Origin of the sequence: Glaciecola sp. 2405UD65-10 (genome assembly GCF_048820975.1) — a bacterium.
Lineage (GTDB): Bacteria > Pseudomonadota > Gammaproteobacteria > Enterobacterales > Alteromonadaceae > Glaciecola.
Map to the genome: position 1 here is coordinate 2,488,551 of NZ_JBMEUF010000001.1, position 12,802 is coordinate 2,501,352.

Consider the following 12,802-nt stretch of genomic DNA (forward strand, 5'->3'; position numbering starts at 1 on the left):
TTCAGTCCTGCCGTTACCCTCACTAATCCGTATGCTCGTTTTCACATTGGAAGTTATTACTTACTATAATTATGCTTGAACCTTTCTTTGATCTTTTTGTATTAGACGAAGAAAGCCTCCTGGTTGTTGGAAGCTTTCACCCTGCTGTAGTGATGATTTCTATTGGTATTGCCATTATTGCCTCATTCATGGCGCTACAAGTTGCCACGCAGGCAAATACTACACGTAGTAAACACAAAAGACGCTTATTAACAGCTTGCGGCAGTATTGCCCTAGGCGGTGGCGTTTGGTCAATGCACTTTATTGGCATGCTCGCTTTTGACCTTTGTACAACGGTGAGCTACAACATAGAAATTACCGCACTATCTTTTATCCCAAGCGTTGCCGCATCATGGGTAGCATTAAGTGTAATGGCCAAACCTCAACCTAAGATGAGCGAATTTATTGCAGGTGGTGTACTGGTTGGCGCCGGCATTGGTACCATGCATTACGTGGGAATGGCGGCTATGGAAATGGCCCCTTTACTACGCTACGACTTGTTTTATTTTTTGCTATCGATTGTGGTGGCGGTAGCCCTCGCTATTTTATCATTGTGGATTCGTTTCAGCTTAAATCGTTTTGCTGGCATTAAATTAGGTCACATGCACAAAAATGCTATTGCGGCCTCGGTAATGGGCTTTGCTATATCTGGCATGCATTACACCGGCATGGCAGCGGCTCGCTTTGTAAAGCCTCCGGGTTTTGAAACCGGTTCGCAAACCGGACAAATGTCATTTTATTTAGGCTCTGCGGTAGCCATTATCACCATTATGATTATATTGCTGGTACTTTTGGTGAACATGCTGATTAAATATCAAGACTCCCTTCAGCAAGTAAAATTAAGTGAAGCTAGATACAAAGCCACCACCAGCACAGCCATAGATGCGATTATAACGTTCGATGACAAAGGCCAAATTGAAAGTGGCAACAAAGCAGTAGAAACTTTATTGGGCTGGCAATTACGCAAGCTCGATAAACCTAATATTCGTCAATTTATTCCCCCTAAATTTGTTGACGACTTCAATGCATATATTCAGCATTTTTCAAATAATAATCAGGCGCTTGCATCAAAAGAAGGCCGAGATGTAGAGGCTATTCATAAAGATGGCAGCCATATTCCAGTATCAGTATCAATTGGCCATACCTGCGTTCAAGGTAAGAGCCTTTTTGTAATGTACATTAGTGATTTGCGCTACCGTATTGAAATGCAGCGCGCTCTAGTTAAAAGTGAAGCGCAGTTTCGCTCACTTATTGCCAATATCCCCGGTATTGCTTATAGGTGCATGAACGCTGAAAAATGGCCCATGCTCTTTATTAGTGACGCGGTAACCCAAATTACAGGCTACCCAGCAAGTGACTATTTAGGCAAGCAACCCAAGCGATACTTTTACGAACATGTACACCCTGATGACCTTGAAAAAGTAAGCCAACAGGTTAAAGAAGAGCGAAGCTATCAACTAGAATACCGAATTATTGATAAAGACAAAAACGTTCGCTGGTTATTAGGATATGGCAATAGAGTTGATGGCATAGACGAAGCAGACGTGTGGCTAGACGGCTTTATTATGGACATTACTTACCGCAAAGAAATGGAGCAAGATTTACGTATTGCTAAAGACAATGCGGAACAAGCGGTAGCTGCTCGCACGGCGTTTTTGGCTAATATGAGCCATGAAATTAGAACACCTATGAATGCCATTATTGGTTTTAGTGACATACTACTAGATGACAAGCTTGCACCTGAGCAACAAAAACACCTGCAAACTATTAACCAAGCGGCTAAATCATTACTTCACTTACTCAACGACATACTTGATAGCGCCAAGCTTGAAAAAGGTAAATTTGATTTAGAGCTTCGTGATTATTCACTTGTTGAAGAAGTTGATTCGGTAGTATCTACCCTCTGGCTGCAAGCTAATGGAAAAGGCTTGTATTTGAATGTAAATATGGATTCAAATATAGCACAGCAATACCACGGTGCCCCCGACAGAATTCGCCAAGTGCTGACCAATTTAATCGGTAACGCTATTAAGTTTACGGCGCAAGGCGGTGTTAATGTAGATGTATCAGTTAACACAAAGCAAGAATTAGAAGTGTGTATTCGTGATACCGGCATAGGAATGACCGCCGAGCAGCTAGACACGGTTTTTGACGCTTTCGCACAAGCCGACGCAAGTGTGAATCGCCGCTTCGGTGGAACAGGTTTAGGTACCACTATAAGCAAGCAACTAGTTGAACTTATGGGCGGCGTTATATCGGTTCAAAGTATATTTGGCTCAGGTACAAGTTTTACCTTTACCTTTCCTGCTCACCCCGCACATAACGACGCTGAGAACGAGTCAGTCATAGCGAAGGTCGATATTCCGCCCTTGAATATGCTACTGGTAGATGATATTCAGCAAAACTTAGATTTACTCACCATACTCATGCGCAGGCAAGGACATACCATTACCACTGCTCGTGACGGCCAACAAGCCTTGCTTCGCATGCAAAGTGATGCCATAGATATTGTATTGATGGATGTTCAAATGCCCATTATGGATGGATTAAGTGCAGCTCGAGCCCGCCGAGAACAAGAACTAGAGCAAAACTTAGCACATATTCCATTAATCGCCTTAACCGCAAGTGTGCTTCCTGAAGACAAAAAAGCCGCATTTGACGCAGGCATGGACGGTTTTGCCAATAAGCCGGTTGATGTAGAACTGCTTCAGCATGAAATAGCCAAGGTACTGCAACTAGATACGCGCGCTGCCGTTGGAAGTAGAACTACCACGCGTGAAAGCCATACCCAAAGTGTGAATGAGAAAAAAGGCGCCCTAATGTGGGGCGATAGCCAAACCCATTTAAAAGAAATTCGCAGCTTTATGCAAAGCAAAGCGCATTTTATTACGCACATTGAAAAATTACTCGCCAGTGAAGATTGGCCGCAAATTTGCGCCCAGCTGCATGGTGCGAAAGGCTTAGCTGGCAATTTAGCCTTAAGCGCACTTACCCAAAGATTAAGTGAAGCTGAAAAGCACGCCTTGAAGTCATCAAGCCATAATCTTGAGGTATGTTTGCCGCTGATAAAAGATGAAATGGATGCGCTGCACACTTATTTAAAGGGCCAGGCAAATATTGGCGGAATTGAACGCGACGCCGATAAGAATATTGATGTAGAGAACTGCTTGCGCCTAATTAGTAATATTCGAAAAAGCGCCGCTGACAACCAATACAACGAAGCTGATTTAGACACCTTATTAGCAAGTGTACCAAGTGCTCAAAGAGCACAATGCGAGTTAATTCATGAGGCTTTAGATGACTTCGAATTCGATCAAGCCATAAAGCAATTAAACATTTTAGAATCACAAATTAAAGCGACGTAAAGACAGTACTATATGAGTGATAAAAAGATAGAACGCAAACATACAATACTGGTGGTTGATGACGAACCCACCAATTTACGAGTATTGAAAAAAATGCTCGAAGAGCATTATTTGTTAACGTTTGCTAAAAGCGGGGAAGAAGCGCTTCGCATTGTAAAACGAGACTTACCCGACCTAATATTACTTGATGTTATGATGCCTAATATGAGCGGATTTGAAGTGTGTAAACACTTAAAATCTGAGCTTATCACTAAACCTATTCCGGTTATATTTGTAACCGCGCTTAGTGATGACGTAGATGAAGCAAAAGGCTTTGAGGCAGGCGCGGTAGATTACATCACCAAGCCAGTGTCACCTTCGGTGGTAAAAGCGCGGGTGAAAACTCACCTATCATTAGTGCAAGCCGATGATTTACGTCGCACCCGTTTACAAGTTATTCAGCGCTTAGGGCGAGCATCAGAATACAAAGATAATGAAACCGGAATGCACGTTATGCGCATGAGCCATTATTCTAAAGTGATTGCCCTTGCCCATGGTTTATCTGAAACCGCCGCTGACAACTTATTACACGCCGCGCCCATGCACGATATTGGTAAAATTGGCATTCCTGATAGCATTATGCTTAAACCAGGCAAGCTTACCGATGAAGAGTTTGCGGTTATGAAAACACACCCTCAAATTGGTGCTGAAATTTTAGGTGAAGACGACTCAGAGCTAATTGCTCTAGCCAAAGTAGTATCACTTACGCATCATGAAAAATATGACGGTACAGGCTATCCCGCGGGCTTAAAAGGCGAAGAAATACCTATTGAAGGACGCATAGTGGCAATAGCCGATGTATTTGACGCACTCACCAGTAAGCGCCCTTACAAAGAGGCTTGGAGTGTTGAAAAGTCTTTAGAATTTATTCGAAGCCAAAGCGGAAAGCACTTTGACCCAACCATGGTTGTGCTGTTTGAGCAATCTTTGGATGAAATTTTACAAATAAAAGAGCGTTTTCACGATTAACTTGCTGCGCCAGCATCAATGCATTTGCGCTTTTTAGTGCACCACTATGTAACATTACCAGCAGGCAAGGAAGCAAAGCCGCTCTTTTATCTTATGTTTCACTCTACTTTTCCCGCACACCAAATACACCTATCCAGTTGATACATAGACACTTTTAAATGAAACAAATGTTTCACCCTAACAAGCTTGTAAAAATTTGGGTCAAGTTCTTGCATAAGAAATAAATTAGCACTTTTTTAAAGCACTGCAAACGAATCATGCAAGTTACACACATCCACTCAGTTATCCCCTGTACGAGGACCATTTAATGAAACCAAATTCAGATGTATTGTTTGCATTAGATGACATACCCACTCCCAAGCAATCTATAACCGCTGGCTTACAGCATATTTTAGCTTGCTTCGTGGGGATTATTACTCCCTCGTTAATTATAGGCTCTGCGCTTGGATTAGAATCTGAAGTTCCTTATTTAATTAGTATGTCGTTGTTTGTATCAGGCATAGCAACCTTCATTCAAGCTAAAACCTTTGGGCCTGTGGGCTGCGGCCTTATAGCAGTGCAAGGCACAAGTTTCGCGTTTATTAGCGCACTATTAATAGCCGGCTTCTCGGTGAAAGCAAATGGTGGCAGCAAAGACGAAATTTTAGCCAGCTTATTTGGCGTGTGCTTTATGGGCGCATTTATCGAAATAATTGTGAGTTTGTTTGTTGATAAAATAAAGCGTGTTATTACCCCCTTAACCACCGGCATAGTAATTACCACTATTGGCGTAAGTTTAATTAAAGTAGGGATTACTGATTTAGGCGGCGGGTTTGGTAGCGAATCATTTGGTAGCATGACTAACCTAGCCATTGGCGTATTTGTGCTAAGTTTGATCATTGGGTTAAATGTCTCTAAAAATCCGTGGGTTCGTTTATCAGGCATTATGATAGGCATGGTATTGGGCACTGTTGTAGCCTACTTTATGGGAATGGTGTCATTTGATGGGCTAGCTGAACAACCCCTTGTTAGTGTTCCTGTGCCGTTTAAATATGGCGTAAGTTTTGAATGGGATATATTTATCCCTATTGCAATGATTTACTTTTTAACGGCTCTTGAAACATCGGGGGATTTAACGGCCAACAGCCTATTTTGCGGCCTTCCAATTAAAGGCCCAAAATATATTAAACGCATTAAGGGCGGCATATTAGCCGACGGCATTAATTCAGCTATAGCGGCTGTATTTAATACCTTTCCAAACACTACGTTTGGCCAAAACAATGCCGTAATTCAACTTACCGGCGTGGCGAGTAGGCATGTAGGTTTTTATGTAGCGGGCATGCTTGTAATTTTAGGCCTATTTCCAATTATTGGCGGCGCACTGCAAGCTATTCCCAAACCCGTATTAGGCGGTGCTACACTGGTTATGTTTGCGACCATTGCAGTGGGCGGGATCAAAATCTTGGCTAGTGAGCCCATTGATAGAAGAAGGTCACTTATTATTGCAACATCACTTGGCATGGGCTTAGGCGTATTAATGGTGCCTGATGTTCTTCAAGGTTTACCTAGCGTGTTACAAAACATATTGTCATCTTCAGTTACCTCGGCCGGATTTACCGCTATTGTAATGAGCTTACTAATACCTGAAACACATGATGAAGCAACAGCGAGTGAATCATTAAAAGATACCGCACCATAAGAACATCGAGCTGTTATTCGAAACTATTCCTAACATATACATTGCAGGCGCAATATTTTTCTTACGAGGTATTAACGTTTAGCAGAATAAGATTTAAGTCGCTTATATCAACAACCTTTGTTGCAATACACGAAGCGTTTTACGTTGATTAAAAAACCCGCCAAGTGGCGGGTTTTTTGTTTGGAGGTTAGAGTAAAAGCGTGGCCCGTTACTCTGGCAAAATAGGGGACCTTCCGTTGCTTGGATCGTAACTTTCGTTGACAGGCTTTACGTAATGTTCTGTTACTTTTTCTTTGAAGGCTGTACATGAAACCAGTTTGTCTATTAATTCGCCATTTCCTATTGCTGGCCTATAGAAGGAAGTTCTTGCATCTCCTCCAATATAGTAAGCAAACGCCTCTGGCGTAAGAGTCGGCCCATTTGTTTCAAAAATGCTTTCAAGATCAAAACCTGTGAACACCACGGTGCGGTTAACCCGTTGACGCGGGGAATTGTTATGATCACTCACTGGCCATATTTCAAACCAGGTTATGTCACTGCCCAGCACCATGCGAAAATAAAAATCTTCACTTTTAATTTCTTTCTTTGTGTAATTAGCAGCAAGGTTATCCAGAGATGCTACCCGAGTGGCCGTTTTTTCGTTATGGAATTTATAGACGCTAAAAGTACCACCCGTGTCAGGGTCAAGATCCAATGCGTAACTGTTGAATTTCTTGTCATTGGCGCGATTGCCAACCCTAAACCCAGCAGTTCTTATTTCCGTAAACCCATTCCGAATAGTTTCATTTAAACCGACTGTGAAAATGATTCTATTTTTTTTCTTTAAAAAGGGCTTCAGTTTTATTGGCTTGGTAATTGCGCACACATCAATATAGTCCCGAGGAGATCTTCTATCCTTGACGAAAACTTTGTCAGATGAAACATAAGGAAAATCAGACTTAGCAGTATATCCATCGAAGTATTCACCATTACCAAACGCATCAAGTGGTTCCACATCCAACTCATAAAACCCCTTGTTATTAATGCGGACGTCGGCGTTAGCCGCAAACCCCAGCGTAAGTCCCACTGCGACGGCAATTGACTGTAGTTTATTTAAATATTTCATTATTAATCCTTATATCCAAATGGGATAGATTTTTCGACTTTATGGGCAATCGTGCCTTTATAAAAGATAGGCACATCTGTGTTCATTACAGCGTATTGCACACCGGGAATAGATGACATCCAGTGTTGATTGCCTCTCATGTCTGGCTCTTTACCTGCTGCTGTTTCATTGCCAAAGAATTTCCAGTTGTATTCGCGGCCGAATGTGCCCTTGTCACCCATGGGGTCAATGCTCCACATTGCCGGACGAACGGGTATTTTATTTCTTCCATTTAATTCGGTTAACACATAGGTCATTAGGTTTTGGCTTCCCTCCATACTCGATGTCCAGTGGTACGGTGAGTACACAGCGACTTCATAGGTGGCAACGCCCCTGCTATTGTTTGTTTTTTTGTGCCAGGCTTTTATTTCTTTGACAGTATCATTCTCAGATATACTTGCAGACTTGTTGGGAATGGGGCTCCAGAGAAATTTTTTCATAAAAGTTTCTCTTTTAGCAGTGTTTTGCCATAGACGTTTTCGACCATCATATGGTCCCCTTGCATAGCTCCAACGAAGCATAGTGTCTACTCGCTTCCATATTTCTTCAAGTGGGCTGGCTGTTTTTAGCACTATATGGTGCTCAGCCGCGTTTTCATAAGCTAGCACCATGGCGCGAGCCAGCAGCCTGGCCTCATGGTTGTAAGCCTCTTTTTCCAGTACTTTTTTAGAAGCGCCGGGGAAGTACTCTTCTAAGTTCGGCACTTTAGGGTCAACCATCAGTACGTAATCGTTTCGTTTGGCGTGGCCTAAAATATGCTCAAAACGGACGTAACTGTCTTTGTATAGGAAATCACCATAAAAATTTCGCCAGGTTTCTTTGTTTTTCTTTATTGTTTGGTTGCGCAAGCGCATGTGCGCAAGGTTTATGTCGGAGTTAGCTTCCTCAAGGTCATCAAAAAAGACGGGCATGTTCATAGGCCTAAGATTGAAACTTTCGTAGATTCTTCTTCCTTTAATGTCAGTGTATTGTCCATCAATAGTTTCAAGGTCAGTAGCATGAAGCCTGAAATAGTGCCCAAGAAAAAGCTGCCAGGTGTCACCAGCACCCTCTGCAAAAGCGTCCCTATAGCTATCTTTTTTGATATCGCCCATCATCGCCACGTCAATTTCTACAAACCGGCATTTTGCGTCAATTGTGGCAGCTTCAATTGCACCAAAGGTATTTTCAGCTCGCTGTTTGGAGTGGTCTAATTTCATTCCTGTATTGGTTTGTATACGCTTCGGGCCCCATATACCTCGGTGGGGTATGCCGATAAAATCGGCTTTGTTTTGGTACATTTGTGGCACTTTTAAGTGGTCGAGTGCTTTACAAATTTCAGGGCGATCATTACCCCTATATTTGTAGCAAAAATGTTCTTCGTTATAAATTTGTCTTAGATCAACTTGATCACCATCAACGTCACGAATAAAATTGTTTGGCGTTTTAATGGTTTGACAATCACTGTCGGCTATCGCCGGTAGTGACTGCGAGGCAATTAGCCCTACTGAAAAGGCTAATATCATTTTAGGTATGTTCATAATTATCCCGTTATAAAGTAAATGTGAAACGACGTGGTGTTGATTTTGTACTGCTTAATTTCAATATCAGTATCGTAGAGAAGGTTTATGACAGCAATATTAAATAAAGTTTACCTAACTTAATTGAATGGTTTTTCGGAGTGATTTTATATTTTTTGTGCCGCCTAGTTTAGATCCGCAGCTATTGTAATGAGCTTACTAATACCTGAAACACATGATGAAGCAACAGCGAGTGAATCATTAAAAGATTGAGCTTAAGGGGATATTATGTTGAGTTTACTAGCAGTGGTCGTAAGCACTCAAAGAGAGCGCTACTCCAATATCAAGTATTCATGTTGATCCGTACTAATGTGAAGTTCGACTTTACCATTTTCGTTTAATCTTGAATGCATATGACTATTCGAAAAAGCATTGGAAAAAACATCCCCAATTAGCTGAGGCCCTTTCCAATTGATGGAGCCATCTTTATTCATATTTACTATACGCGGTAACGCTCTGTTTTTATTTGATTCGGTCACTTCCGCAATGGCAAAGTAAGTTTGAATATCACTATTGTTCGGATTAGGCACTAATGCGCTCACTTCGTTTTGTAAGAAATATTCAGCACTTAATTGAAGTTTATCTTGATCAATGCCGTAATATCTAAACACATATGGAGCAGAAAAATCACTGGAAGTGTTCTGGTTATTTGGACTTGCACAAAGCAATTCATGATTTGCGCCTACATCTGCTTTTACAACGCTAAGAATATTACAACTAGTTGGTAGTGCTAAAACATCTATACTACTTAAACCTGCTTCATTAATTTGCAACAGTATCAACTCCGAGTTAAATACCGCAACAATGTAAGCCATTTCACCGTGTTTCAGCGCTTTAAATCTTCCATACCTTTCCTGAAGAGTAAGCCGTCCTAGTTCTTCATTATTGTAAAGGTCAAAAACAACTACCGTTTCGTCAATAGCGTAAATCATCTCCTCTTTGCCATCACCGTTCATATCAAACGCATCAATAATTTTTACTTCGCTGTTAAGGTCAGTAACTTGGGCCTCATGCCATTGCCCTAAGTCAGAAAGCTGAAGAGCTGATACTCCTTTGAAAGCACCTGAAACTTGATTAACAAACAGGTCACCGAAGCCATCTTTATTAAAGTCGTTTACAACGCCCTTATCACTTTGCCAATTACCAAGGGCATCACTTACTGTTTGATTATCATGATCTTTATACGATAAGAACCTTGCCCCATAAACATTGTCATTGTCAGCTTCTATTAAATAAACGAGTTCACTATCAATACCATTTACTGAGGCCCAGCCTGCAAAAGAATATGAATAGGCTATTACTTCATTATAATCTCGAATATCTTGACTACTTTGCCCAAGTTCTACAACTGAATAACGGGAGGGATTTGAATGCATATTAATGCTCGCTAAAATCGCTTCGGCTTTACCATCGTTGTCAATATCTCCTAGTGTAAAGTGCTCAAAATTCCACGTGCTGTCTTGCTCAAGTGTATATCGCTCATGTAACTCACCATCTGCAAAATCTAATACTTGCAGTTGTCTTTTGCCAACATCACCAAATACTAGTTCTTCAGCTAGATCATCATCTATGTTTACTGCTGAAAGTCCGTTAATGTCAGTCAGGTCAAATGCAGCCAGTTGAGTTCTTGATACCGCAGAATGGATCAGTAAATCATCAGCAGGTTTGCCTACTATTTCTTTAATTCCATTACCATTTACATCTGCAAGAATAAGATTTCGGCCAGCAAAGTTATCAGCATTTTGCCATTCAATTTGCCAATTTTGAGTATCTAAAATAGAACCTTCTGAGAGCACTATTTCAAGGGCCGGATCAAGATCTACATTCCCAACGGCTATCGATGAGATTAAGTTAAACTCACCTATATATAGTGGAATATCAAAACGGTCCCAACGATATATGTAAAGCCTAGTGCCATTACTCGTGCTAGTACCTAAAATAAGTTCGTCAATGCCGTCACCATTAAGGTCGGCAGCTTTCATGGTTTCTATTGCACTATCAAACCTTAAGACCTCTCGCGGTTTTTGACCTAAATCATCAATAATAAATAAGACACCATATTGATTGACTAAAATTTCTTTTTTGCTATCTGTTGCCGTTGTTTCAATAGGGGTTATTTGTGTTCCCAAAAAAAGCCCTTGGGTAGCGCCAGTATCTGCGTCAATAGCAAAAGGGTAAACCCATTTACGTTGTAAGCCATTATTTTGTAGCCCCATCAAATAGATAGTTCCTTTATTATCGGTGGCTAATAACTCTTGTCCCGTTTCGTTGTCAAAATTTCCTACATATAAAGATTTATCTGATATAGGCGGGCCTACTTGAGAGGTAATAACAGGTAGTTCTTTTTCAGACTGAACCTGAATTTCAATGCTATCTTTTAGAGGATGCCTGAGGTATCCGTCATATTGAATGTTTGCTTGAAACACGTAGCTTTGTTGTGCAAAAAGCGAGTCTTCTGGCACTTCCCACGTAAGCTCTCCATCATTATTTACACTTGCGCCCTTTGGCAAACTTATAAACTGTGCTGATTGTTCTGAGCCTGGTAAATCAGGGTCGCGCACTACCGATGTAAAACTTATTCGATCACCAGGAGAAACAAGCTCAGGCACATTTGTAAAGTTTAATTCAGGAGCTGAATCTTCAATTTCGACCCTGTATCGAGCGCTAGGAACACTATTTACACCATCGAATACGGTCGCAACAAGTGATACTTCGTCACCATGAACTGCATGGTACGGAGGAAAGTAGTTGCTTGTGCTGATATCATTCTTTGGTTGATCATTTACAAACCAATTATATGTAACAACTAACTGCTCTAGTGCTGTATCTTCATCTTGTAAGTTATGCAGTTTAGCGGTAATAGTGCTGGATGTGAAAATGCTGTTTGATGTATAAATGCCATTAAGGCCATTATCGAAATCTATCCATACAGATTCAGGAGGGAGCGTAAGAACATTTAGGTCTGTTAATGTTGAAAAAGCGCTTTCGCCTTGCAACAGTGCTCGTGCGCTTCCAAAATATAAGCCCTTGTCATAAGACCCATCTAAATTGGTATCTACCAGCAGTTTCACTCGTTCATGTGGTGGCAATATTTCAAAACGTGAAGTGTTTACGCCTTCTAGATCAATATAACCGATTTGGCTAGGGTACCTATCTATTTTGAAGTTAGCAGCGGAAAATTTAATATGCCCGCCTTGTTCGATATATATTGAGCCAGTATCAAGCCTAGTCTCATTATCAGCATTGATGCTGATTTTACGATCAATGAAAGTTGTTTTATTAGCAAACGCTGCAACCGTAATATATTCTTGTGTTTCGCGCTCATCTTCAACAGTTTCAACGCTTGCTCGACCTTCTGTAAAAGCAAAATTATATAAGCCAGATAGCTTCACTTGAGAACTAAAGCTCGTCGCCTTGAAACTTACATCATCATAAGCCGTGAAACCAAGCAAATTATTATCATCAATTTCCTCTACTACAAAGGCCATTGTGCCGTTCACCTCATTTAAAGAAGGCGTTAATTGATAGTCTTGGCAACGGTCGTAATTAATTGATATTTTAAGTGAGTTACTAGTGTCTGCAATACCCTTTATTGAGGCAGTACCGGTGCTAGAGCAGTTGATTACAGTGTCTATGCTTCCAGGGTTTTGCAGCATTTCCTCAACCAAGCCACGGGCAACGTAAGGAAACTCTATGTTTTCGTCGCTAGCAAACAATAACTTCGACACATGAAGAGCTTTAGCATCATCTATGGTTGCAAGTGAAGTATCACCGGTGTATTTAGCATCAGCTAAAGCGCGGGCTGCAGCTTTTATACTCTCGAGTGATTGTGTTGAAACGTCTGCAATGATTGCAGAATCTGTACTTAACACCGGCTGTTCAGGAGAAGTAGGTGTTGGCAAACTAGGGCTGTTATCTGAACCTCCCCCTCCTCCGCAAGCAAATAAAAAGAGTAGAGCTAAAGAGCCAATAAGGCGTGTAATGTATTTGAGGCTATTCATACTAGATG

The 12,802-nt window shown here is 41.2% G+C and carries 6 protein-coding genes; 3 read left to right on the forward strand and 3 right to left on the reverse strand.

Annotated elements, in window-relative coordinates:
- The first annotated feature begins 71 nt into the window (after nucleotides 1-71).
- From ACOI22_RS11010 to ACOI22_RS11020, 3 genes are all read left to right on the forward strand, one after another.
- On the forward strand, nucleotides 72-3,404 hold the full coding sequence (locus ACOI22_RS11010) for an MHYT domain-containing protein (RefSeq protein ID WP_420672075.1): 3,333 nt from the start codon (nucleotides 72-74) through the stop codon (nucleotides 3,402-3,404).
- 12 nt (nucleotides 3,405-3,416) lie between these two features.
- Entirely contained in the window at nucleotides 3,417-4,412 is a 996-nt protein-coding gene (locus ACOI22_RS11015; protein ID WP_420672076.1) for a response regulator, read from the forward strand.
- Nucleotides 4,413-4,719: 307 nt separating this feature from the next.
- Nucleotides 4,720-6,090: a uracil-xanthine permease family protein gene (locus ACOI22_RS11020; RefSeq protein ID WP_420672077.1), complete on the forward strand. Its 1,371-nt coding sequence runs from the start codon at nucleotides 4,720-4,722 to the stop codon at nucleotides 6,088-6,090.
- Nucleotides 6,091-6,298: 208 nt separating this feature from the next.
- Here the strand turns inward: ACOI22_RS11020 and ACOI22_RS11025 are convergent, their stop codons facing one another.
- The 3 genes from ACOI22_RS11025 to ACOI22_RS11035 form a co-directional block, all read right to left on the reverse strand.
- Nucleotides 6,299-7,195 (reverse strand): hypothetical protein, encoded by an 897-nt coding sequence (locus ACOI22_RS11025; protein WP_420672078.1) that lies wholly within the window; start codon nucleotides 7,193-7,195, stop codon nucleotides 6,299-6,301.
- A gap of 2 nt (nucleotides 7,196-7,197) precedes the next feature.
- Entirely contained in the window at nucleotides 7,198-8,754 is a 1,557-nt protein-coding gene (locus ACOI22_RS11030) for a hypothetical protein (RefSeq protein ID WP_420672079.1), read from the reverse strand.
- Nucleotides 8,755-9,065: 311 nt separating this feature from the next.
- Nucleotides 9,066-12,794 (reverse strand): hypothetical protein, encoded by a 3,729-nt coding sequence (locus ACOI22_RS11035; protein WP_420672080.1) that lies wholly within the window; start codon nucleotides 12,792-12,794, stop codon nucleotides 9,066-9,068.
- Nucleotides 12,795-12,802 lie beyond the last annotated feature (8 nt).

Bases quoted from the DNA above. Each gene is read 5' to 3' on its own strand.
- ACOI22_RS11010 (WP_420672075.1), top strand. From the start codon at position 72: ATGCTTGAACCTTTCTTTGATCTTTTTGTATTAGACGAAGAAAGCCTC.
- ACOI22_RS11015 (WP_420672076.1), top strand. From the start codon at position 3,417: ATGAGTGATAAAAAGATAGAACGCAAACATACAATACTGGTGGTTGAT.
- ACOI22_RS11020 (WP_420672077.1), top strand. From the start codon at position 4,720: ATGAAACCAAATTCAGATGTATTGTTTGCATTAGATGACATACCCACT.
- ACOI22_RS11025 (WP_420672078.1), bottom strand. From the start codon at position 7,195: ATGAAATATTTAAATAAACTACAGTCAATTGCCGTCGCAGTGGGACTT.
- ACOI22_RS11030 (WP_420672079.1), bottom strand. From the start codon at position 8,754: ATGAACATACCTAAAATGATATTAGCCTTTTCAGTAGGGCTAATTGCC.
- ACOI22_RS11035 (WP_420672080.1), bottom strand. From the start codon at position 12,794: ATGAATAGCCTCAAATACATTACACGCCTTATTGGCTCTTTAGCTCTA.